The organism is Acinetobacter sp. 3657, from assembly GCF_031456775.1.
GTDB lineage: Bacteria > Pseudomonadota > Gammaproteobacteria > Pseudomonadales > Moraxellaceae > Acinetobacter.
The window spans coordinates 363,900-386,990 of record NZ_JAVDVH010000001.1; the positions used below are offsets into that span (position 1 = coordinate 363,900).

Consider the following 23,091-nt stretch of genomic DNA (forward strand, 5'->3'; position numbering starts at 1 on the left):
ACGTTTTTTTATTCTCTGATTTTTATTATATTACTTGGTTAAAATCAGGCGATTGTTTCGAGTCAAGCGTAAGCGGTATTCTTCTCCAGCATGCATGATACGTATTTCACGTCCTAAGGCAAAAAGGTTGTTCGAGTGCAGCATTGGTAATGATTGTGCTGAATCTGTGCTGCGTGTAAAAAGGCTGAATGGTGCGTTCATTTGTTATACTCCGTGGTATGTCTTTTAATGTTTTAAATGATAATCATTATCGAATAAGCCTGTCAACGTAAATTTTTGACTATTTACAAAATCATTTATTATTTTTATTTTGCAAGTGTGAAAGGCTTAACAAATTACTTAAAATTGCTGCATATAGATGAGGGATATAAGACTTTGATGTCAAAGAATACAATTGATGTTGCGATCGCAATTTTATTACATAGGTCAAAAGTGTTGGTTGGATGGCGACAGGAAAATCAACATCAAGGCAATAAACATGAGTTCCCTGGTGGTAAAGTTGAAGCGGGTGAAACATCTGAGCAAGCATGTCGTCGTGAAATATACGAAGAAGTCGGCATAGGCATAAAAAACTGGCATGTTTTTGATGTGATAAGACATGAATATGAGGATGTGATTGTTAATTTACATTTATTTCATGCATATGTCCCTGATGAGCTACTTGATCTGATTCATCAACCATGGACTTGGTATAGTCGAGATCAGTTATCAGATCTCAACTTTCCAAAAGCAAATGCTGCGATAATTCAAAGGTTAGTGTGGCCACATTTGATTAAAATCAGTGAACAATTAACTGCGCTGCCTGAAAGTGATTGTTTGTTGTATTGGCGTATACAGCCGCAAGATGTTGATCAAATCGAAGCGCAATTATTAGCTTTATCGGATGATCAACTTGCAAGATTAATCCTTAACTTTGATATTTGGCAGCAGTTGGATGCCGTCATTCAAACTAAAATACAAACGATTCATCTAAAACAATCACAATTATTGAGTTTAAAAAAAGCTGAATTACCTGTCGGAAAGCGTTTGATTGCTGCTTGTCACGATGCAGTGTCTTTACAACATGCTCAGCAAATTGGTTGTGATGCGGTGTTCTTAAGCGCTGTAAATTCAACGGATACGCACCCCGATGCGAAAGTGTTAGGGTGGAGTGGTTTTGAGCAGTTAGCCAAAAATAGTGATATTCCAGTGTTTGCTTTAGGTGGTGTTGCACCCGAAGATTTAGAAAAAGCCCAAAAACATAATGCTTATGGGCTTGCTGGAATTCGCCAGTTTGAATCAATAAATTGAATCGCTGCTTAAAGCGCCTGAATCGCTCTTCTCGCTTCTTGGGCTTTAACGGGGTGGTTACGTGCTTCACTCGCACGCAGTACGATTAACCAGAGTTGCTTCTTCATGTTATTGCTCTGAGCATAACTTAAACCACGGCGAGCCAGTGCTTCTGCATTGGCATACTGTTTACGCTGATCCGCGATTAATCCTAAATATAAATAGGTTTCCGCGGCTTGTGGTGCGATGCGTTGCGCTTGAAGTGCAAAACGTTCTGCATCCGCAAATTGCTTTTGCTTATACGCTGTTTGGGTTTTTTGCATTAGCGTTCTAAAAGCCGGTAGCTGAGAGCCGTCATTACTAAATTTTTGTTGAACTTTCTGTTCAGGTACAACGATGACTGGAACAGTTTGTCGTTTAATCTCTTTTTGCTCATAAGGCGTGATTTTGACGCCAGAAGAAGGTGGCGTAACCTTTTTCTGGCTATCAGTTGCCTTCGGCGGTGGTGTTTGAGGTGCTGGGCGCTCTGGTGTTGTCGTACAACCAGTGAGTACCAGTATCCCAATAGCAAACGTTGCTTTCTTAATCATGTCCAATCATCCTTTTAGATTAGTTCTCACCGTTATAACTACCGCTAGAAATAACGCGTGTAGAGGTGTGATTGGATAAGTCAGTATCCATTTGGTTTTCAGTCTCACGAATATAATTACTGATGCTGTCATCATCAGTTGTTCCATCATTTTGAGGCATATAGGTTGGCTCAACTTCGTAGTGCGATTGACCGCATAGTGTTGCACGGCGTGGTACAGTTTGACGAAGCAGTGGAATATACATCGCACCTTCACAGCCTTGAGCAGATAAGTCACCACTGGTGCGATCAATCCATTGCCATTGTACATTGTCTGTTTGACGCAAGTTGACGGGTTCTTGGCGCAGTTGTTTCATGACATTAGTCCAAACTGGCAATGCACCTGATGAACCCGTTAAGCCTGTTACTTTGTTATCGTCTAGACCTAACCATACAACCGCAACATGATTGCCTGAATAACCTGCAAACCAAGAGTCTCGGGTATCGTTTGTGGTACCTGATTTTCCAGCAAGATTTAATGATTCAGGTAAACTGTTGTACGCAGAGCGACCAGTCCCTGAACGCATTACTTGTTGTAAACCATAGTTTAAAATATACGCGGCGGCCGGGTCGATGGTTTGTTGAACATTTAAACCATAACGGTCGAGTAAACGTCCTTGCGCATCAACCACAGTACGAATAGAGCGTGGTGGATATTTAAAGCCACCTGTTGCAAAGTTGCCATAAATGCCTAGCACTTCCATCGGTGACATATTAACGGCACCCAAATAAATGGATGGATATGCTGGGATATCTGAGCTGACACCAAATTGCTTTAACTTATTGCTAAATGTTGATAGACCAAACTCATTTGCTAAGCGCACAGTAGAGAGGTTATACGAATTTGCCAAGGCTTGTTGCATCGGCACAATTCCATTTTCATTACCACTATAGTTCTTTGGTGACCAACCTTTACCGCCATCAATCGGAATATTTACCGCAGTATCTTCAATCGGACTCGCCCAAGTATAGCGACCAGATTCAATGGCATTGAGATAAATGACGGGTTTCAAGAGTGAACCCACCTGACGTTTCGCATCAAGTGTTCGGTTAAAACCGGTAAAATCCTGTGTTGAACCCACTGCTGCAATCAGTTCACCATTTTCAGGGTGTGCCACTAAAACAGCACCTTGCAAATTCTTCAAACGAGCTGGGTTTCTTTGCGCTAAACGCTCGACCGAATTTTTAAACACGTTTTGAACTTTGGTTTGTGCAATCGGGTCTAAGGTGGTGAAAATTCTTAAACCTTGATTAGTGATATCACTTTCTTGATATTCAGTTCGCAATTGACGACGTACAATATCAAGGAAATCAGGGAACTTTGCAGGCCCAATCGTAGGTTTACTAATTACATTTAAAGGACGGGCGATTTCGTCTTGATATTCAGATTCTGTTAGATAACCCATGACCAACATGTTATTTAACACGACATCACGGCGTTTTTTTGCATTTTCAGGGTTGCGCCAAGGGTTATATAACGATGGACCTTGTACTAGACCAACCAAGAACGCTTGTTGTGAAATATTAAGCTCACGCAATGGCAAACCAAAATAAAATTGTGAAGCGAGACCATAGCCATTAATTGAATAATTGCCATTTTGACCTAAATTTACTTCGTTCAGATAGGTTTCAAGAATTTCATTTTTGCTGTAGTGAAACTCAATTAATAAAGCCATCAGGGCTTCATTGACTTTACGTTTAAGTGTTTTTTCAGGGGAAAGATAAAAGTTCTTCACCAATTGTTGCGTTAAAGTCGAACCACCTTGGCGTCGACCTCCTGTCGCATTACTGACCAGAGCACGTGCTGTCCCTCTGACAGAAACGCCATGATGGTTGTAAAAGTTACGATCTTCCGTCGAAATCAATGCTTCGATCAATGTTTTTGGTACTTTATCTAATTTAATCAGTACGCGATCTTCATTGTGTTGCGGATAAATACCGCCGATCAATAGTGGTTCTAAACGAGCGATCCCTGTACTTGAGGGCTTAGTCGAACGGATATCTCCAACACGATCACTTGAGAAACCAATTTCTAGTACCTGTTCAGGTTCAGTACTGTCACCATAGTCAAAACCACGGGTATGCACATACATCTGGTTGCCTTGTGTAACATAGCTACCTGATTTTTCATAGTTTGACGTGTTTTTATAACCCAGTAATTTCAATTCTTGGATGAAATTTTCTTGAGTAATAGGTGCATTCGCATAAATTTCTAATGGGCGAGCAAAAACCTTAGCGGGGATGTCCCAGCGCTGGCCTTCAAACTTGTTGCGAATAATACTATCCAAGCGAATCAGATAGATGCTAAAGGCAACAAAAATACCAATCACTAAAATTGAAAAAATTAGTGTTATAAAACCAATACCACGTTCACACTTCATAGATTTGCGTTAAAACCAAAACAATGGGGGTAATGATGCGATAGCTTATCAGTAATTTGCAATCATAAAACTGTGAATAAATAGCAACATGCAATAAAAAAATTCAGAAACTATTGATATTCATCGTATAAAAATAAGCAATAGACATTTTTATACTTTTTAATCAATCATCAACGCAACATTGATTGTTAGTGATATGATAGGCAGGAATCGCAGCGGAGCCAAATTTTTCGTGCAAATTTCACATAAATCCTTTCGAAATATTGGTCTAATTGGGCGACCAGATAAATATTCTGTTGTAGAAACGTTATGTTTAATCCATGATCATTTGATCACTTTGGGTTTAAATCCTGTTTTTGATCAGGAAACATCTAAACTTGTACCTTATAGCCATGGGCAGACCGTAAGCCGCAACCTGCTTGGTGAAGTCGTCGATTTAGTGATCGTAGTGGGTGGAGATGGGTCGCTATTACATGCTGCTCGTGCACTAGTTCGACATAATACGCCAGTCATTGGGATTAACCGTGGTCGATTAGGCTTCTTAACTGATATCAAACCTGCTGAAGCGATTTTTAAACTTGATCAAGTTCTACAAGGTCAATTTCAATTAGATCGCCGTTTTTTACTGGAAATGGAAGTTCGTACCAACGGTGAAACGATTTATGATGCGATTGCATTAAATGATGTAGTTTTGCATTCTGGCAAATCGGTTCACATGATTGATTTTGAGCTAAATATCGATGGACAATATGTCTATCGTCAGCACAGTGATGGTTTAATTGTTGCGACCCCTACAGGTTCAACTGCATATTCGCTTTCAGGTGGCGGACCAATTGTACATCCGAGTATGGATGCAATTGCTTTAGTACCGATGCACCCGCACACATTATCCTCTCGCCCCATCGTTGTCGGTGGACAAAGTGAGATTAAAATCGTTATTCGAGAAAATCGTGTTTTACCAATGGTGAGCGCCGATGGTCAACACAGTGTTGCACTAAATGTTGGGGATAGTGTGCATATTCGCAAACATCCGTTTAAACTTAGCCTATTACATCCGCCCGGTTATGACTTTTATATGGCATGTCGTACCAAATTGGGGTGGAACCAAGACTTTGAATCTTTTCAGCAGGACGACTCATGAATATTGAACAAATGCTCGCTATTTTAAATCCTGAGATTGTTGAGCGTCTAAGAACTGCCGTTGAAATTGGTAAATGGCCAAATGGTATTGCTTTGACCAAAGAGCAGCGCGAAATTTGTATGCAAGCTGTTTATGCGTGGGAAATGGAAAACCTTCCAGAAGAGCAGCGTAGTGGTTATATCGATCGTGGTACAAAAGAAGAAGGTGAGGAATGTGATGATGACCATCACAAAAATGAACCTGAGTTTAAACCGATTCGATTTGTGTAAACCGATTTTCTAAAAAAATGCTCCTAAATATTTAGGAGCATTTTTTATTGTTCTTTAAACTTATTAACGATATTTAGAATTTAGAGGTTGTGAACAATTTTTTTATCGTCTGTATCAATGAATAATGGCTAAAACATAAAGCTGCAATAAAATGAGACAAAATTTGTCATAAATAGACAAAACCGTCTGAGCATGTGGTTAATTTTTTCTGTAAAATGCGCGTCAAGTTTAAAAGAACTCAATAAAAAGTATGCTTAACACGATTCAGTTTGCTTTAGAACAACTTGGCTTAACCGCCCAAAAACGCGCGATTCATATTCAATTTGCCAATCAAGCGCTCAACACAGAAGTGTTCCTACAAAAAATACAAGGTCAGCATGCTATTAATCAGGGCGGAACTGCGGAACTGATTTGCCTATCAACCAACGCCACTATCCCACTAAAACAATTCATTGGTTGCCAAGTCGCCGTTGATCAAGTCACCGATACAGGCACATTATTTAGAACCACAGGCATCATTACCGAAGCTGTGCAAGGACAAAGTGACGGTTCACTGACCCTATATAAACTCAAACTCCAAGATGCCACCGCACTGTGGCATAAACGCCGTAACAGCCGCGTGTTTATGAATAAAACCATACTGGATATTATTCAAACCCTGTTTAAAGAATGGCAACAACGCAGCCCCTTATTCGCATCCAGTCTCACGCTTGATATCAGCGGCGTGACACAAGACTACGACATCCGACCCTTTGTGATGCAAGCCAATGAAAGCGACTACGATTTCATTACCCGACTACTCAGAAGCGAAGGCATTAACTGGCTCATCGACGAAGCCCAACTCACTGTTGCAAACAGCAATAGCCCGATCCAAGCCCAAAAACTCCGCTTGATCGATGATAACAACCAATACCAAGCCCTTGATCGAAGAAATATCCGCTACCACCGCAGCAGTGCCACAGAACAATTTGACAGTATGACCAGCCTCATTGCTGAACGCTCTCTACAACCAACGGCCGTGCATATCCAACGCTGGCAAGCCGATGCTCTAGAACAAGAAGATGGTGCAGGCAGCGTCCAAAGCAAACATCGGCATAGCCAACAACATGATGTCGCATCACTTGGACTTGAAGATGCATGGTGCATCACGCCTGCATGGATGCAAGACCTCAATGGTGAAGATGGTGCAACTGCATCAGGCAACAACCAAATTGAAAAACTTAATCAAAACCTTGGCCACTACCACAATGCCCAAGCCAAACAGTTTATTGCCCATACTACAGTACGAGACACACAAGTCGGCTACTGGTTTAAACTGAACGAACACCTAGAAATAGATCAACACAGTGGGGCAGACCAAGAGTTTCTAATTATCAAAAAAGATTGGTTTAATCAGAACAACCTACCCAAAGATTTGAACGATCAAATCAGCCAATTAGTTGAACAAAGCCAATGGCAATATTCAAACAATAGTGAAGAACGCCAAGCCAACCAACTGACCCTACAACGTCGTAACATCAAAATTGTACCAGAATACCAACCCCTACAACACCGCCCAGCAGCCAACCCACAACGAGCCAAAGTGGTTGGACCATCAGGTGAAGAAATCCATGTCGATGAATGGGGCAGAATCAAAGTCCGATTCCTGTTTACCCGAAATGATGACCACCAACACGATGGTGGTGCAGGTAGCAATGACAACGATACCGACTCGGCATGGGTCGATGTACTGACGCCTTGGGCTGGCGAAGGCTACGGGGCACGCTTCCTGCCACGCATTGGTGAGATCGTGGTCATCGACTTCTTTGATGGCAACATCGACCGACCTTATGTCACAGGACGACTGCACGAAGCACAACGTAGTCCAACAAAATTCGATAACCAAGGACAACTCCCCGACACTAAGAAACTGGCAGGGATTAAATCCAAAGAATACCAAGGTTCAGGTTACAACCAACTACGCTTTGACGACACCACTGGACAGATCAGCGCACAACTACAAAGCAGTCATGCATCAAGTCAACTCAATCTCGGAAAACTCAGCCATCCCAAAGCCCAAGCAGAAAGTGAAGACCGCGGCGAAGGCTTTGAACTACGCACTGACCAATGGGGAGCGATTCGAGCAGGCGAAGGCTTACTGATCACTACTCATCCGCAACAACAAGCTCAAGGCGAACACCTTGAAGCGCAAACAGCCAAACAACAGCTGGAAGGCAACCAAAGCAATGCCAAAGCCCTAAGTGAAGTGGCGAAGAATCAACAAACCGATGAACTGGAAGCATTAGAACAACTCAAAAGCTTTGCAGAAGAGATTCAACAGGATATTGCCAAATTCAACAAAGCCTTATTACTACTCAGTTCGCCAAATGGCATTGGATTGAGTACATCAGAGGACATACACCTTTCCGCCGATGGGCAACTGAACCAATTTGCAGGGGACAGCATTAACCTAACTACACAAAAGAATTTAATCGCCCAAGCCAGTCAAAAGATCAGCCTATTTGCAGCACAAGGCGGGATTAAACAGGTTGCAGCAAAAGGTAAGTTTGAGATACAGGCACAAGGTGATGCTGCTGACTTCATTGCCCGTAAAGATATACAAATTATTTCGACTGAAGATGCGATCTATATTACCAGCCCAAAGGAGATTGTATTTAAAGCAGATAGTTCAGAGCTTAAGCTGAATGATTCAGGGATATTTCCAACTACAGGTGGCAAGTTCGAGGTGAAAGCTGGGCAGAATTTGTTTATGGGTGGGGCTGGTGTGAAAATGAGCGTTCCTGCACTACCAAGATTTGAAAAAAAGAATTGGATTGCTTTAGAGCATATAGATGTCGATCAAACGCCATTTGCTAATTTAGGTTATAAGATATTTTTTGAAAATAACCAAGTGATTGAAGGGCGATTAGATGAACAGGGCAAGGCCCACCATGAGAATGTTCCAGATAAAGCGTTAAGAGTTGAGTATGAGGAAAAAAAGTCAGAGCCTGATAAGCCATGGGAACCATTTAGTCAGGTGATTGAAAAACTGTCTACAACAGAGTCTCAAGAGAACACTACTAATTTAACTACGAACTCGAAAAGTGATGTCTGATCATGGATAAGGAATTACAAAATGCATTGGCATGGTATGCCGCTGCGCCGAAACGTTTAGTTAATAGCGGAATGCAAAGTTTAGAGGCTGCTGGTGAATGGATCTGGGTCGTTTTACAAGGGGACTTTGCTGAAGATCAAAGTACTACACAAATTGCAGTTGGTACAGTTATTTCGATGATTCCAGTAGTTGATCAAATCTGTGACGTACGTGATATTTGTGCGAATTGTAAAAAAATAAAAGAAGATGATAGTAATGTATGGGCTTGGATTGGTCTTATTATTACGTTAATTGGTTTATTTCCAGTACTTGGGTCATTGTTTAAAGGGATATTTAAAATCCTGTTTAAAATGGTACAAAAAAGAATATATAAACTAGCCGCAAAAGCTGGAGAAAAGATCGATTTTTATCAAATTATCAGTCCACAAATCGAGATCGGTATTGCTGAAGTCAAGAAACATATCGCTAATCCAAAAGTACAGAAAGTTTTAAAAAGTATGAACATTACAAATGTTTATAAAGAAATTGCTTTAAATCTGCGTACTGTGAAAGGACAGCTCAATACAAAGAATTTGTTAAAACCTTTTGATGACCGTATCAAGGATTTACAGCAGTTACTTGAATATGTAAATCGTTGGGGTGGCGCTGAGATGGTCGCTAAAACCAACGCGTTGATGAGGGATGTAAAAGAAGTACGTAGTAAAGCTGCGAAGATGGGTGATTTTATTACCCCTGTACAAAATATGTTGGAGCGTACAGCAAGACGTTTTGATATCGAAGCAGACAATGCTTTTAGGGCGACAGTAGATCGAAATAATTTTACCCGAATGAATAAACCTGGTGAGCCTGCGGAAATAGCCTCAATTAAGAGCAATAAGCCAGATTGGGTAGATAAGACAAGAAGAATCCCTTATGAAGCAGAAGAAGCTGTCAATGTGGTGAGAAAAAAAGGTTTTCCAGACTTAAATCCAACCGTTAAGGCTGGAGAAAGGCATCCACTTAAGGATGCTTATGCCACCTTTGCTACCAAGAAAATTAAAGCCGTGACTATTCCAGAGGGTGAAGTACTGTATCGGGTAGTTGACCCGACTTCAGCGGATAATAGTATTTGCTGGATGCGTAAGGCAGAGTTTGACAAACTCAAGAGTAAATCTGACTGGCGACGTAAATTTGCAGTGTGGGCAAACTGGAATAGTAATGGAGAATACGTGACCTATACTGTACCTAAAGGTGGTCTAAATGTCTGGGAAGGACCAGCAGCCTCTCAGGAGCTTGATAAATTAAAAGGCTATGTCTTAGAAGGTGGAGGTAAACAGATTGTGCTTGATCCTAAAGATTTAAATGCAGCTTATGTTAGCCAGCGGATGCCAACCAACTGGGGCTACGATAGTGGTCTGAATACTGGGCAAGGTGCTAATCTGGTCGGTATTCCAACACTTACCAATAACTGGAGATAACAATGAGCTATTCTACCCCTCTGATTGCACATGATATCTATGTGATGGAACAATTTCTGAAACCTGAACGGATAAAAATGATTCGGGACATCTGGAAAGAGATGCTGGATTATCTAGAAAGCTTATTGGATCGTTTTATGAATGATCTCCCGCCAGACTATCGTAATCGTCGTTTACCTGAACAGCCTGATATCGTTTGGGGAGAACGTGTGATTCCCAACTTTAGAAGTACGATGGAATGGCTGAATGAAAGCTATATTCAACGACTAAACAATGATTTTGACTGTTATATTGGTTTTTCTTTAAGGGCTAGCACCAATGGGCAGCGGGAGTTTAGTGTAGAGTGGATGGATGAGGTTGAACCCAAAGCGGCTGCAAAGTATCTACACTTATTATTTAAGGCAGCTCGGCTTGCTGAAGCGATTGAGCATACAGTTCAACAATGGTCACCTGGCAGTCTAACCCATTATTTTTCTCAGATTGGTTCACATGATAGTTCTTTTAAATATGACCCAGTGACCCCTCCACCATTAACTTATCCTGTTTATCGCCTAAATGAAAATATAAAAGTAAAAACGGATGAAAAAATTCCCCAAACAGGATTTTACTTACCTGACTTACCAGATAGTTTTCCTCTTTTTATGTGGGTTTCTAATAATGACGTATGGGAGTTGGCTGGTGAAACCCGTATACCTGAAAATGACCCTGAATATCCAGGTTCACGTATTTTGGCTCCCTGTACATGGACGCTGATTGAAAAGGTTGCCGATAGTGGGGGAGAGTTGGGAGAAGCAATGAATCCGTTTGTACGACCTGCGAATGTTCGGGCGGGTCAGCCAGCGACGCATTCGGGCTATTGGTTTACAGTTGCACAAGAAAATTCACGTCAATACTTTAAACAAGGTGACATTTTGCCTGAGATTAAAGATCAGGACTGGGGCGAAGTGTATTGGCAGTTTGACGGTGAGTAGATGTTAAATGATCAAGTTATTTTACCAGCAGAAGAAAAATAAGCTGGTAGCGAATTATATTATTAGGTGATAAGTATGTTCTTGAAATTATGAGAAATAGATGGAGAAAATAATATTAATATAAGTCAAACAGTATATTTGAATAAAATGTACTCAAGCTATTCCTTTTTTAAAAAAATATATGATCTACATGCTGACTTTGTTAGAGAGTTTGAACGGCTTTTAAGAAATCCTACAAATGAGATTAAAGAAAATTATAGTGAGAACTATGAGAAACAATACGTCATGTATTTAAATGTATTGAATAATCAAGAAAAAGCTTTAGAACTTTTTTTTAGAACACCATATAAAAATGAAATATATCCTTTGTTTTTTGAAGGCGGAATAAAAGGCGTAATATTTGGCCGTTATGGAGATGAGAAAGATTTAGCTAATGACCCTCTATATATTGAACTAGGTATACGTGGGAGAGATGGTGGTCTATTTGAAGAACCATATCATATTGGGGCTATTAAAAAGCTTCTTATAGCATCTGAAATGTTAGATATAGCGAAGATTACAGTTTCATCAGATTATAAATATGCACAATATTTCCTACCTAAAAATTTAGATAAACTATTTCAAAAATGGAATTTTGAATCATTTTTTGAATTAAGTTATTGGCCTTTGTATAAAGAAAATATTATAAATAAAGTAAGTAGCTCATTAGAATGTAAGAGTTTTGAGACAATTGTTATAGAAACAGACCATGAAATACCTATAACTGGTATTTATGAGGCAAAACTAGATGGTGGGGATAAAGGTTGTCCTAATTACTTTTATCAAGGAACCATTGCACCAAAATATAGTAATGGAGATATACAGAAATCTAAATTTACCGAATGGCACTTAATTTGGGAAGATAAACGTTATTTAGATGGAACAATACCGGAAGAAGAAAAAGCTTATATCTTTGACATTGAAAATATTGGTATCGAAGGTACTCAGACCAATGCCGAGTCTATTGAAAAATTGAGTATACATGCAGGTCAAGTCTGTCCCAAATCAGGTTATTGGTTTACAGTCACCCAAGAAAATTCACGTCAATACTTTAAACAGGGTGGGGTCTTACCTGAGATTAAAAATCAGGACTGGGGTGAAGTGTATTGGCAGTTTGATGGTGAATAGATGTTTAATATTCAAGCTATGTCAAAGCAGAAGAGTTTTTTGATGTTAAAAACCCATTTTAAAAAATTCTATTTAAATGCGTTATAGACTTTTGAGTGATATTAGGAGTATGAAGGGGATTAAGTTATGCCAATAATTAGTTTTACGTGCTTCTTATTGGGAATACTTGGTTTTCTTTATTTTAACGCACTAATATTGTTAGCTTTTATTTTGATTGCACTCAGTTTATATTGGTTTTGCTATTATTTAAAATTAAGAAAACTTCAGATTTGCTTCTCTTATATCTATGGAGGGCTAGTAACAGGGTTATTTTTAAGGCTAAGTATTTATTTCTGGATAAATAAAAATTATCATTTGTTTATATTGCTACCAATTATTGCAGTTATTCTAATTATTATTTATGAAGAGCTATTTAAAAAGAATTATTCACTGAATCCTATTGTTTTTTCTGAGGATAAAAATTTTGAAATAGTCAAAAATAAACAACAGATTGAAGAGTTTTTTAGTAATCCAGAGCGGCTTATTGGGATCTCAATAAATGAAATCGAAAAACCCCATAATGCGGGACTTTGCAATCAGTTTGGGAGTTATGACTTTGGCATAGCTTATCATGAGTGGTATACAGAGAAGCATAAGATAGAAGTGATAACCAAAAATGAGATCTGTATTGAAATTTCAGTGATTGAAGGCGATTTCACAAATCACTGAGAAATCGCTTCACTCATTCTAATTTAAACGACTATCCCAAAGCTGTTTTGCTTTTGCCATCGCCTCATCGTGGTTATTGAATACGCCCATGGTATAAAGTGCAATTCCCATGGTTTCTATGATTGCCATTTCCCCGTATTCATGAGTTTGTTCGCCCAGCCAAACAGCTTTAAATACCGCAAGATCAAGCTCTTCTTCAATTGGACTGCGGTCAGGCGTTAGTTTTGGTAACTCATGCTCATAAAGTTCGCCATTTTTTATCCCACAAATTAGGGTCTTGGCATCAGGATTGCGTTCAAACTCACCACCTTCGCCTTTGATCACCGCGCTATTTTGATAACCCAAACGAAAAGCAGTTTGTTGGTGAGAAGTACGATAAGCAGGATGGAAGATGGCTTGTAAAGTTGCTTTGGCATTAAACGGATTAATCAAACGTGCAAGCGTATGAATTGGAGAGCGCAAACCCATCACATTTCTCAGTGAAATCAGTTCGCTTAAAATTGGTGAAATCGTTTCGAGTGGTAGATAAGCAAAATTATGCTGATTTAATTGTTCGCGAACATCGTGCTCATTTTGGCAAATAGAAAAGCCTAAATATTGTAAAACTTGTTCTGTATATACACGGTTAATTGTATGACCTGATGCACCATGCATCACGATTTTATAGCCATGATGAGCCAAAGTTAGAGCCGCTAATAAAAACCACGGATAATGTTTACGTTTACCTGCGTAGGATGACCAATCCAAATCTACTTCTAGGGGCTGAAAATTGAGTTGATCACGGGTTGCTTGTACAAAACCAGCAAGTTCATCGACAGATTCTTCTTTGACGCGTAATAGCATCAAAAATGCACCGAGTTGAACATCCAGAACCTCACCTTTCAAGATCATGCTAAAAGCTTGATAAGCTTCTTCATAGCTGAGTGAGCGAGAACCTGTTTTTCCTTTACCCAAGATACGAACATACTGAGCGAAAGGATGTTCTGAAGTTTTATAGATATTTCGTTTTGTATTCATGGTCAGATTGAAGTCATCGCTAGGAGTAAAATTAATATGACATAAAAGTCGAGTGTTTAGCGTAAAAAATAAGTTGAGCTATTTAATCATTAAGCAATTGTGCGCAAATTTTTACTGATGTAAATAAAACTATTGACCGAATGAGTCTAGTGATTTGATGTAAAAGGAACATGACAGTGCGCTTAAAAATCATTAGCATGGCTGCGGAGTAATTTTTTAAGAAAAATGAAATCGAAAGGAAATAATGATGTTAGCTTACGATGCAGATTTGGAACTCTTCCGCGATAACTTTAAACGTTTTATGAGTGAGCATATTGCACCTCATTATGAACAATGGGAACGTGAAGGACTTATGCCACGTTCGGTTTGGACATTGTTGGGTGAAAATGGCTTCCTCTGTGTAGATGTACCAGAAGAATATGGTGGTTATGGTGTTCCAACACATTATTCACTGATGTTGGTTGAAGAGTCTGCTCGTGCGGGATATTGTGCATTATCGACAGGTATTTCATGTCATTCTGAAATCGCCGCACCTTATATTCAACATATTGGCACTGAAGAACAAAAGCAGTATTGGCTACCAAAAATGGTATCAGGAGAAGTGGTTGGTGCAATTGGTATGACTGAACCGGGTGCTGGTTCAGATTTACAAGCAATGCGTACTAGCGCGATTTTGCAAGATGACCATTACCTATTAAATGGTTCTAAAACATTTATTTCCAATGGTCAGCATGCTGATGTAGTCGTGCTTGCGGTAAAAACTGATCCTCAAGCGCGTGCTAAAGGTGTCTCTTTAATGCTCGTCGATACACATTTGGATGGTTTTAAGAAAGGCACAAACCTAGACAAAATCGGCTTACATTCGCAAGATACGTCTGAATTGTTCTTTGACAATGTCAAAGTGCCTAAAGATCAATTATTAGGTAATGCAGGTTCAGGCTTTGCGTACTTGATGCAAGAGTTGCCACGTGAGCGCACAGCGATTGCTTCTACAGCATTGGGTGCGATTCGCGGTGCGATAGATCTAGCAACTGCTTATGTGAAAGAGCGTCAAGCGTTCGGTCAGGCTATTGCTCAGTTCCAAAACACGCGTTTTGTATTGGCTCAAGCCAAAATTGATGAGTTAGCGACAGCAGCTTTTTACAATCAGAATGTGGCTTTATACAATGAAGGTAAGTTGGATGTCGAAACTGCGGCTGCACTGAAGAGTTTTAGTACAGACATGCAAATGAAAGTTGCTGACAACTTGCTTCAGTTGTTTGGTGGTTATGGCTATATGAGCGAATATCCAATTTCACGCTTCTTCACAGATGCGCGGATTCAGCGTATCTATGGCGGTACCAACGAGATCATGAAAGAAATCGTGGCGCGTGGGTTGATTGGTAAAGCTTAATTTAAGAATGGATAACGTTTGAATAGCGATTTAAACGTGTAAATTGAGTTGAATCAGTTAATCTGATTCAACTTTTTTATATTTAAAAATATCATTTTATGGGGGATAAACTTGTTTCAAAATCAGGAGTTTATTTCGGCACTCGCAAATGAAGAGTTTTATTTACATGTATTGTGTGAAGAAGATGCTAACGATGTATATGAGGCGATCATAGATTCTCTAGCTCATTTGCAGAAGTATCCCGCAACAATTCCTTGGGTATTAAATAAACAAAGTTTAGAAAATACGAAATTATATTGTCAGACCGTGCAAGATAACCTATCAAAAAATAAGGATGTCGTTTTTGTTATTCGACATAAGAAAACAGAACGGTTAATTGATCTGGTTGGGTTGCATAATATCTGTTGGGAGATACCTAGACTAGAAATTGGTTTTTGGGGAAACATTGTATTCAATAAACAAGGTTTGATGAAGCAGGCGATACAACGCTTACTTGAGGTCTTACAGGTGCATTATAGCTTTAAACGTATAGAGGCTCTTGTTGATCAAGAAAATCAAGATGCGAGAAAGTTATGTGAACGACTTGGTTTCCAATTAGAAAGCATCATGCGAAATGCGCTTAGAAACCCAGTTGATCGGTCTCTGCGCCATTTATGTGTCTATACAATCCTAATGGAATAATTCTTATTTTTCTTACGTATAAATCACAAGATTGTTTTGTTATTTTTGGTGGGTTTTGATTGTATTGACTTCTTTTTTGAATATTGATCCCATCGTAAAAGAGTTAAAACTCAGCGTGTTTAATGTGTGAAAGTCTTGTTATACTAGCTGAATTGAACAATTCATTGATGAATTGTAATCCATTCTTATAGATGATTTTGCTGAGGCTGCATTCAATGGTAAACGATGGACAAAACACATCGACTTCACTCAATTTAGAACAAATTCGTAACGATATTGATAGTGTTGATCAACAAATCCAAGAGTTACTCAATCGTCGCGCTACGCTGGCAGAAACTGTCGCTAAAGCGAAGTTTGCAGCCGAAGATAATCCTTTGTTTTATCGTCCAGAACGTGAAGCTCAGGTCTTACGTAAAGTCATGGAACGCAATCAAGGCCCTTTATCCGATGCAACCATGGCACGGTTATTTCGTGAAATCATGTCTGCATGTTTGGCGCTTGAAGCACCGCAAAGTATTGCATTCTTAGGTCCAGAAGGTACATTTACTCAGTCAGCCGTACTTAAACACTTTGGTCAAGATGCGATTGTGCGTCCATTACCAACAATTGATGAAGTGTTCCGTGAAGTTGAAGCGGGTAGCGCACATTATGGTGTCGTTCCTGTTGAGAACTCATCGGAAGGGATTGTGAACCATACCCTTGATTGCTTTAAGGCATCGACCCTAAATGTGATCGGTGAGGTTGAATTACGTATTCATCATCAATTTCTTGTTTCTGAAAATACTCGAAAAGACAGTATTAAACAGATTTATGCACATCAACAAACCTTGGCGCAATGTCGTAAATGGTTAGATGCACATTATCCAGGTGTTGAACGTGTTGCCCTAAATTCCAATGCAGAAGCTGCTCGTCGTATCCGTAATGAATGGCACTCGGCTGCCATTGCGTCTGATATCGCAGCAAGCATGTACAATCTTGAGATTTTGCACAGCAATATTGAAGATAATCCTGAAAATACAACGCGTTTCCTAGTGATCGGTCGTGAGAAAATTCCTCAAAGTGGCAATGATAAGACCTCGTTGTTGATTTCAGCACACGACCGTGCAGGTGCTCTATTAGAAATACTTGCACCATTTGCGAAGCATCAGATTAGCTTGACCAGTATCGAAACTCGACCAGCACTGCCTGAAAAATGGGCGTATGTGTTCTTTATTGATTTAGAAGGTCATATTGATCAGGAAAATGTGGCTGCGGCATTGGATGAAATTCGTCCGATGGTGAAAGAGTTACGTGTACTCGGTTCTTATCCAATCGCTGTTTTATAATTCTGTTTGATCGTGTGGGTAGATGGTTTATACATCTATCCATATCAAAATCGTCTTATTAGGCAAACATCTTTTATGTCTCAACCACCTATTTCTAAAGTATTGTTTAAAAAAGTCGCTTTTATTGGGCTTGGGCTGATCGGTTCTAGTCTTGCGCGTGTGATTGTGGCAGAACAACTTGCAGCTCAAATTGTGGCTTCAACGCGCTCAAAAAAAACATTAGCTGACGCACTCGCATTGGGTTTGATTCAACACGGTTATGAAAATCCTGAGGAAGCAGTTCAGGGGGCAGATTTAATTGTGCTCGCACTTCCTGTGCGGGCAACACAGAAAGTCCTTGAGCAGATCAAGCCTTTTCTTGCGGAAAATGTCATCATCACAGACGTTGGCAGCACCAAGGGTAATGTGGTTGATGCTGCAAAAGCAGTTTTTGGTGAAAATCTACCAGCTGGATTTGTACCGGGGCATCCGATTGCAGGCGCAGAACATACGGGTGTACATGCGGGCAAAGCTGATTTATTCGCAAATCATAAAGTGATTTTGACGCCACTTCCAAGTAGTGCGGATTGGGCAGTTGAGAAGTTGATTCAGCTTTGGTCAGCGGCGAAAGCAGAAGTGATCTGCATGGATGTGACCAAGCATGATGAAGTGTTGGCTCATACCAGTCATTTACCACATTTGATGGCATTCAATTTAGTGGAACAACTGGCGAATCGTGAAGATAATTTAGATATTTTCCGTTATGCTGCGGGTGGTTTTAGAGACTTTTCACGTATCGCAGCCAGTGATCCGCAGATGTGGCATGATATTTTCTTTGCCAATAAAACTGCAATTTTGAATGCTGTTGATGGTTTTGAACAGCAATTGTCAGTTTTAAAAAAATTGATCGAACAAGAAGATTCTCAAGCGTTGATGGGCTTACTTGGACATGCACAGGCGGCACGTCAACACTTCAACCATATGTTAGCCAACAAACCTTTGATGGAGAAAAATAAGGTGACACAGCAATTTAGCATTTTACCGGGAAAGAAAACATTCTCAGGTAAATTCACTGTACCGGGTGACAAATCTGTGTCACATCGCTCAATTATGTTTGGTGCAATTGCCGAGGGTACAACGCACGTTACAGGCTTCTTGGAAGGTGAGGATGCATTAGCGACTCTTCAAGCGTTCCGTGACATGGGAGTAAGCATTGAAGGCCCTAAGAATGGTGAAGTCACTATTCATGGGGTAGGTATGCACGGTTTAAAAGCACCTGCAAGCGCATTGTATATGGGTAATTCAGGTACCAGTATGCGTTTATTGTCAGGTATGCTCTCAGCGCAAAAATTTGATTCGGTGATGATGGGCGATGCATCGTTGTCTAAACGTCCGATGGAGCGTATTGCCAAGCCACTTCGTGAAATGGGTGCGCAAATCCAAACCACAGGTGAGAAAGGTACACCGCCAGTCAGTATTACGGGTAGCCAAGCGTTAAAAGGCATTCAGTACAACTTACCGATGGCTTCTGCTCAGGTGAAATCAGGCATTTTATTGGCTGGCTTATGGGCAGAAGGTGAAACTTCTGTGACTGAACCTGAACCTACACGTGATCATACCGAACGTATGCTACGTGCCTTTGGCTATGATGTGAAAACAGAGGGTAATAAAATTTCCCTCGTTGGTGGCGGTAAATTGGTTGGTACGGATATTCAAGTACCATCTGATATTTCCTCGGCTGCGTTCTTTATGGTCGGCGCTGCAATTACTGAGAATGCAGATGTTGTCCTAGAAGCTGTGGGGATCAATCCAACACGTACGGGTGTAATTGAAATCCTTAAGCAAATGGGTGCAGATATCAGCGTTGAAAATGAACGTATCGCTGGTGGTGAGCCGATTGCGGATATTCATATCAAAGGATCGAGAACATTAAAAGGTATTCACATGCCTGAAGATCAAGTGCCTTTAGCAATTGATGAATTCCCAGCGTTATTTATTGCTGCTGCATGTGCAGAAGGGCAAACCGTTCTTACTGGTGCGGCAGAACTTCGTGTTAAAGAATCCGACCGTATCCAAGTGATGGCGGATGGTTTGAAAATCATGGGAATTGATTGCACCCCAACTGAAGATGGCATCATCATCGAAGGTAAGGGCAAGTCTGGTGATTGGTCAGCAATCTTCGCTGGTGGTGAGATTGAATCACATCATGACCATCGTATCGCCATGAGCTTTAGTATTGCTGGCTTACGTACTTCAGGCGAGATTACCATTCTGGGTACAGAAACGGTTGCAACAAGTTTCCCTACGTTTACTGAACTAGCAAATACAGCGGGCTTAGATTTACAAGTTGTGAATCCATAATACATTTTGCTTAACGCTAACAGTGATCACATTTGAACTAAAACCGAGTTAAACAATTAGCTCGGTTTTTCTTTTTTATTGTTTAGCTTGTAAATTTCACTGCATAAAACTCCGCTTGAAAATAAGTATTTAACGACAAGATCTCGATTGAAAAAATATCGATAAAAATATCCAAAAGTGAGAAATTATTGAATGATAGGAGCATTTTCCAATAAGAAAAAATATTAAATATAGAAATGATTAGAAAATTTTACCAAATGTTCTTTGCAAAAAATGAAAAGACAGGAATAATGATAGGAGCGCTGTATTTTCCTATATTTCGAGATATAAAAGGGATGGTGAAATGGAACTTGATCGTTTTGATAAACAAATTCTTGAAGTTTTGACACATGAAGATGTAAATCTGAATGAATTGTCAGAACGCATTAATCTATCGGTAAGTTCTGTCCATCGCCGTATAAAAAACTTGATTGAATCAAAAGTAATGGGGCAGCTTAAACGAGAAATTAACTTCAATAAATTAGGCTTTAGCTTGCATATTCTTTTGCAGGTCTCATTGAGTAAACATGATAGCGAAACTTTTGATAAGTTCTTAGCCGAAATTGAAGACATCCCAGAAGTGACGAATGCTTTTTTGGTCACAGGACAGAGTGCTGATTTTATTTTAGAACTGGTTGCACGTAATATGGATGACTACAGTGAAATCTTGTTACGCCGTATCGGCAAGATTGATAGTGTTGTTGCTTTACATTCAAGTTTTGTGATCAAAGAATACAACGTATTTAACTGTTATAAACTTTTAAATAAGCTATAAAAAAATGCATCTAAAAAGATGCATTTTTTTCTGATTCTCTATTGATTAAGCATCTAGCTGAGCTAATACTTCATCAGAGAATTCAACATTGGTATAAACGTTTTGAACGTCGTCTAAATCTTCAAACATATCAATCATTTTCATGATGAGCTTAGCTTGCTCAATGTCTGTGATTTCTGCTTTGGTTGATGGGCTCATCACAACTTCTGCATTATCCGACTTTAAGCCAGCAGCACTTAACGCATCTTGCACATCACCAAAACTTTCTGGTGTTGTGATGACTAAGATTTCATCTTCAGAAACCTCGATGTCTTCGGCGCCTGCTTCTAATGCAGCATCCATAATTTGGTCTTCTAAAGAAACATCTTCAAAAGTAATTTCGCCGCGTTTAGTAAACATGTAAGCAACAGAACCAGAAGTACCCAAGTTACCGTTTGTTTTAGAGAAGCAGTGACGAACATCTGGCACTGTACGGTTTAAGTTATCTGTCATCGTTTCTACGATTACAGCAACGCCACCAACACCATAACCTTCATAGGTCACTTCTTTTAAATCATCATTATCATCACCACCAGCACCGCGTTGAATCGCACGGTTGATAGTATCACGTGTCATATTGACTGAAAGTGCTTTCTCAACTACAGCGCGCAGACGGGGGTTGCTTGCCGCATCTGGACCGCCTAATCTCGCAGCAGTTACGATTTCACGGATATATTTAGTAAAAACCTTGCCGCGACTTGCATCTTGTTTGGCTTTACGATGCTTAATATTGGCCCATTTTGAATGACCCGCCATGGAAGTAACTCCAAAAAATTAAAACTCAAAAAGTGACTGAATATTAGCATAGCCATGGTTTCGTTGAAAACTATCGGGCCCTATATTCAAATCTAAAATCTTGCTCAACCTTCAAAGATTGATCAAATAAGGGCGATTACTTAGTTAATTTTTACGTCTATTCCATATTCAGCATAAAGTGCTTTAATTTGTTCTAAGTCTTGTTGTAGATCGGCTGGATAAATTTTACCTAGGATTCCACCTTGCTTTGTACGTGGGTTGGCGTACATCAAAATAATCGGTACATTGGCTGCTTTGGCGATATGCCAAAAACCTGTACGAATAGGTTTACGTTCTTGACTACTTTTAGCACGTGTGGCTTCAGGTGCGATCACAAGGTTGAAGCTGTCGTTCTGGTTAAAAAGCTCAACCATTTGCGTCACGATATCTTTGTTGGCTTTACGATCAACAGCAATTCCACCGAGGCGTTTCAAGACTGGTTTTAAAGGACCTTTGAATAGTTCTTTTTTGATTAAAGTATGAATTTTTAGTTCTAAAATCTCAAACAACGCAAGAGATAAGATGGTATCTAGATTAGACGAGTGTTCAAATCCAATGATGACCTGCTTCTTTTCTAAAATTGTTGGATCAACATTGTATTGCCAGCCTGTTGCTTTAAAGATGGATTTTCCTAAAATTTTTCTCATGGTTATCATCATTACAATTTCGTGTCAGCAGTGTAATATGAGTTTTGAGGAAAATATATATCCGAATATTTAGGATTTGTTGATGTAATTGGCTAACGAAATCCAATAACAGTATAGAGATAAAATAGAAAAACCCTCTAAACGTATAGTTTAGAAGGTTTAATATTTGGTGGGCCCACCGTGACTCGAACACGGGACCAACGGATTATGAGTCCGCTGCTCTAACCAACTGAGCTATAGGCCCTATAAGATTAAATCATATTTGGTATGATTTATTGTTGCCTGATCTTAGTCAAATTTAACTTAAATTACAAGCAGATGATTTTATCAAATCACTAAAAATAGTGTGTAAAATCAAAACTGAGCTGATTCTATCTGATGTTCATGTGTTGAGTAAAGACAATATTGTGCAGTTTTGATCATTTTCAAGCCATCCAAACTTCATTTTATCTTGGGATATGAATGCGATTAGGTCAGGATGGTTCAATGCTTATCCATCTTTGATTTGCGGTTGAATGGTTTTGTGATTTAATAAATACATGAACAACAAATAAAATGAGAAGAATATGAAAATAGCGTATCTAGGTGGGTTTAAGGACGGAGAGGTACTAGTAGTTCCAGTAGAGTTGAGTGACCCTGTACAGCTCAATTGGGTAATTCAGCACGATGATGTGAGGAAAGCAGAGCAGGATTTAGTTGATCATTCAAATAGGGATTTCACTTTGACCATGAAGAAGAACCTGATCAATTACCATTTAATGTTGCTAAAGAAAGATAAAGAAACTCGGTTGTTTTATGTAGAAGAGGACTTATCAAAAGTAAAAATTTCAGAACGGATGAATGAACACTGGGAAAAATCTCATTTGGTCGGTTTTGATTTTGATTAGTCAATTTTATTGCTAATAAAATCTTTATTTTGAATAATCAAGATATTATTACAAACTAAAGTATGAGT

The 23,091-nt window shown here is 39.5% G+C and carries 20 protein-coding genes and 1 tRNA gene; 14 read left to right on the top strand and 7 right to left on the bottom strand.

Features of this window, described 5'->3' with window-relative positions:
* Positions 1 to 30: 30 nt before the first annotated feature.
* A complete protein-coding gene (locus tag J2Y37_RS01670; RefSeq protein ID WP_004670732.1) occupies positions 31 to 201 on the bottom strand; it encodes a hemin uptake protein HemP in 171 nt (56 codons plus the stop codon).
* Between the two features lie 177 nt (positions 202 to 378).
* Here J2Y37_RS01670 and J2Y37_RS01675 point away from each other — a divergent pair, with 177 nt between their 5' ends.
* Positions 379 to 1,290 (top strand): thiamine phosphate synthase, encoded by a 912-nt coding sequence (locus tag J2Y37_RS01675; RefSeq protein WP_349031641.1) that lies wholly within the window; start codon positions 379 to 381, stop codon positions 1,288 to 1,290.
* Between the two features lie 8 nt (positions 1,291 to 1,298).
* Here J2Y37_RS01675 and J2Y37_RS01680 read toward each other — a convergent pair whose 3' ends face one another.
* A complete protein-coding gene (locus J2Y37_RS01680; protein WP_241323093.1) occupies positions 1,299 to 1,859 on the bottom strand; it encodes a tetratricopeptide repeat protein in 561 nt (186 codons plus the stop codon).
* A gap of 19 nt (positions 1,860 to 1,878) precedes the next feature.
* Entirely contained in the window at positions 1,879 to 4,278 is a 2,400-nt protein-coding gene (gene mrcB / locus J2Y37_RS01685; protein ID WP_349031642.1) for a penicillin-binding protein 1B, read from the bottom strand.
* Positions 4,279 to 4,510: 232 nt separating this feature from the next.
* Between mrcB and J2Y37_RS01690 the strand changes: the two genes are divergently transcribed.
* The 7 genes from J2Y37_RS01690 (at position 4,511) to J2Y37_RS01720 (ending at position 13,085) form a co-directional block, all read left to right on the top strand.
* On the top strand, positions 4,511 to 5,419 hold the full coding sequence (locus J2Y37_RS01690; RefSeq protein WP_004670736.1) for an NAD(+) kinase: 909 nt from the start codon (positions 4,511 to 4,513) through the stop codon (positions 5,417 to 5,419).
* Positions 5,416 to 5,688 (top strand): DUF1315 family protein, encoded by a 273-nt coding sequence (locus tag J2Y37_RS01695; RefSeq protein ID WP_004670737.1) that lies wholly within the window; start codon positions 5,416 to 5,418, stop codon positions 5,686 to 5,688. The genes J2Y37_RS01690 and J2Y37_RS01695 overlap by 4 nt, the downstream gene beginning before the upstream one ends.
* A gap of 250 nt (positions 5,689 to 5,938) precedes the next feature.
* Positions 5,939 to 8,782 carry a type VI secretion system Vgr family protein gene (locus J2Y37_RS01700; protein WP_349031643.1) on the top strand — a complete coding sequence of 948 codons (2,844 nt, stop codon included), beginning with the start codon at positions 5,939 to 5,941 and terminating at the stop codon, positions 8,780 to 8,782.
* A gap of 2 nt (positions 8,783 to 8,784) precedes the next feature.
* A complete protein-coding gene (locus tag J2Y37_RS01705; protein ID WP_349031644.1) occupies positions 8,785 to 10,239 on the top strand; it encodes a hypothetical protein in 1,455 nt (484 codons plus the stop codon).
* A gap of 2 nt (positions 10,240 to 10,241) precedes the next feature.
* Positions 10,242 to 11,210 (top strand): hypothetical protein, encoded by a 969-nt coding sequence (locus J2Y37_RS01710; protein WP_349031645.1) that lies wholly within the window; start codon positions 10,242 to 10,244, stop codon positions 11,208 to 11,210.
* A 120-nt stretch (positions 11,211 to 11,330) separates the two neighbouring features.
* Positions 11,331 to 12,377, top strand: a complete 1,047-nt coding sequence (locus J2Y37_RS01715; protein WP_349031842.1) for an Imm72 family immunity protein — start codon at positions 11,331 to 11,333, stop codon at positions 12,375 to 12,377.
* Positions 12,378 to 12,503: 126 nt separating this feature from the next.
* Positions 12,504 to 13,085: a hypothetical protein gene (locus J2Y37_RS01720; RefSeq protein ID WP_349031646.1), complete on the top strand. Its 582-nt coding sequence runs from the start codon at positions 12,504 to 12,506 to the stop codon at positions 13,083 to 13,085.
* An 18-nt stretch (positions 13,086 to 13,103) separates the two neighbouring features.
* Here the strand turns inward: J2Y37_RS01720 and J2Y37_RS01725 are convergent, their stop codons facing one another.
* A complete protein-coding gene (locus tag J2Y37_RS01725) occupies positions 13,104 to 14,102 on the bottom strand; it encodes a glycosyl transferase family protein (protein WP_349031647.1) in 999 nt (332 codons plus the stop codon).
* Between the two features lie 244 nt (positions 14,103 to 14,346).
* Here J2Y37_RS01725 and J2Y37_RS01730 point away from each other — a divergent pair, with 244 nt between their 5' ends.
* The 5 genes from J2Y37_RS01730 to J2Y37_RS01750 all read left to right on the top strand — a co-directional run bounded on the left by J2Y37_RS01730 (position 14,347) and on the right by J2Y37_RS01750 (position 20,655).
* Complete coding sequence (locus J2Y37_RS01730) at positions 14,347 to 15,495, top strand: acyl-CoA dehydrogenase family protein (protein ID WP_349031648.1); 1,149 nt, start codon at positions 14,347 to 14,349, stop codon at positions 15,493 to 15,495.
* A gap of 111 nt (positions 15,496 to 15,606) precedes the next feature.
* Positions 15,607 to 16,176 carry a GNAT family N-acetyltransferase gene (locus tag J2Y37_RS01735; RefSeq protein ID WP_349031649.1) on the top strand — a complete coding sequence of 190 codons (570 nt, stop codon included), beginning with the start codon at positions 15,607 to 15,609 and terminating at the stop codon, positions 16,174 to 16,176.
* A 215-nt stretch (positions 16,177 to 16,391) separates the two neighbouring features.
* Positions 16,392 to 17,501 (top strand): prephenate dehydratase, encoded by a 1,110-nt coding sequence (gene pheA / locus J2Y37_RS01740; protein ID WP_004670744.1) that lies wholly within the window; start codon positions 16,392 to 16,394, stop codon positions 17,499 to 17,501.
* 75 nt (positions 17,502 to 17,576) lie between these two features.
* Positions 17,577 to 19,841, top strand: coding sequence for a bifunctional prephenate dehydrogenase/3-phosphoshikimate 1-carboxyvinyltransferase (locus tag J2Y37_RS01745; RefSeq protein WP_349031650.1), 2,265 nt, complete (start codon positions 17,577 to 17,579; stop codon positions 19,839 to 19,841).
* 343 nt (positions 19,842 to 20,184) lie between these two features.
* On the top strand, positions 20,185 to 20,655 hold the full coding sequence (locus J2Y37_RS01750; RefSeq protein ID WP_004670748.1) for an Lrp/AsnC family transcriptional regulator: 471 nt from the start codon (positions 20,185 to 20,187) through the stop codon (positions 20,653 to 20,655).
* Positions 20,656 to 20,700: 45 nt separating this feature from the next.
* Here J2Y37_RS01750 and J2Y37_RS01755 read toward each other — a convergent pair whose 3' ends face one another.
* The 3 genes from J2Y37_RS01755 to J2Y37_RS01765 form a co-directional block, all read right to left on the bottom strand.
* A complete protein-coding gene (locus J2Y37_RS01755; protein ID WP_004670750.1) occupies positions 20,701 to 21,450 on the bottom strand; it encodes a YebC/PmpR family DNA-binding transcriptional regulator in 750 nt (249 codons plus the stop codon).
* A 140-nt stretch (positions 21,451 to 21,590) separates the two neighbouring features.
* Positions 21,591 to 22,136 carry a 1-acyl-sn-glycerol-3-phosphate acyltransferase gene (locus J2Y37_RS01760; RefSeq protein ID WP_349031651.1) on the bottom strand — a complete coding sequence of 182 codons (546 nt, stop codon included), beginning with the start codon at positions 22,134 to 22,136 and terminating at the stop codon, positions 21,591 to 21,593.
* Between the two features lie 167 nt (positions 22,137 to 22,303).
* Positions 22,304 to 22,380 (bottom strand) — tRNA-Ile (locus J2Y37_RS01765).
* 322 nt (positions 22,381 to 22,702) lie between these two features.
* Between J2Y37_RS01765 and J2Y37_RS01770 the strand changes: the two genes are divergently transcribed.
* A complete protein-coding gene (locus J2Y37_RS01770) occupies positions 22,703 to 23,023 on the top strand; it encodes a hypothetical protein (protein WP_004670753.1) in 321 nt (106 codons plus the stop codon).
* Positions 23,024 to 23,091: the final 68 nt, after the last annotated feature.

Bases quoted from the DNA above. Each gene is read 5' to 3' on its own strand.
- J2Y37_RS01745 (WP_349031650.1), top strand. From the start codon at position 17,577: ATGTCTCAACCACCTATTTCTAAAGTATTGTTTAAAAAAGTCGCTTTT.
- J2Y37_RS01705 (WP_349031644.1), top strand. From the start codon at position 8,785: ATGGATAAGGAATTACAAAATGCATTGGCATGGTATGCCGCTGCGCCG.
- J2Y37_RS01770 (WP_004670753.1), top strand. From the start codon at position 22,703: ATGAAAATAGCGTATCTAGGTGGGTTTAAGGACGGAGAGGTACTAGTA.
- J2Y37_RS01680 (WP_241323093.1), bottom strand. From the start codon at position 1,859: ATGATTAAGAAAGCAACGTTTGCTATTGGGATACTGGTACTCACTGGT.
- J2Y37_RS01700 (WP_349031643.1), top strand. From the start codon at position 5,939: ATGCTTAACACGATTCAGTTTGCTTTAGAACAACTTGGCTTAACCGCC.
- J2Y37_RS01750 (WP_004670748.1), top strand. From the start codon at position 20,185: ATGGAACTTGATCGTTTTGATAAACAAATTCTTGAAGTTTTGACACAT.
- mrcB (WP_349031642.1), bottom strand. From the start codon at position 4,278: ATGAAGTGTGAACGTGGTATTGGTTTTATAACACTAATTTTTTCAATT.
- pheA (WP_004670744.1), top strand. From the start codon at position 16,392: ATGGTAAACGATGGACAAAACACATCGACTTCACTCAATTTAGAACAA.
- J2Y37_RS01720 (WP_349031646.1), top strand. From the start codon at position 12,504: ATGCCAATAATTAGTTTTACGTGCTTCTTATTGGGAATACTTGGTTTT.
- J2Y37_RS01670 (WP_004670732.1), bottom strand. From the start codon at position 201: ATGAACGCACCATTCAGCCTTTTTACACGCAGCACAGATTCAGCACAA.
- J2Y37_RS01730 (WP_349031648.1), top strand. From the start codon at position 14,347: ATGATGTTAGCTTACGATGCAGATTTGGAACTCTTCCGCGATAACTTT.
- J2Y37_RS01725 (WP_349031647.1), bottom strand. From the start codon at position 14,102: ATGAATACAAAACGAAATATCTATAAAACTTCAGAACATCCTTTCGCT.
- J2Y37_RS01760 (WP_349031651.1), bottom strand. From the start codon at position 22,136: ATGAGAAAAATTTTAGGAAAATCCATCTTTAAAGCAACAGGCTGGCAA.
- J2Y37_RS01710 (WP_349031645.1), top strand. From the start codon at position 10,242: ATGAGCTATTCTACCCCTCTGATTGCACATGATATCTATGTGATGGAA.
- J2Y37_RS01695 (WP_004670737.1), top strand. From the start codon at position 5,416: ATGAATATTGAACAAATGCTCGCTATTTTAAATCCTGAGATTGTTGAG.
- J2Y37_RS01755 (WP_004670750.1), bottom strand. From the start codon at position 21,450: ATGGCGGGTCATTCAAAATGGGCCAATATTAAGCATCGTAAAGCCAAA.
- J2Y37_RS01675 (WP_349031641.1), top strand. From the start codon at position 379: ATGTCAAAGAATACAATTGATGTTGCGATCGCAATTTTATTACATAGG.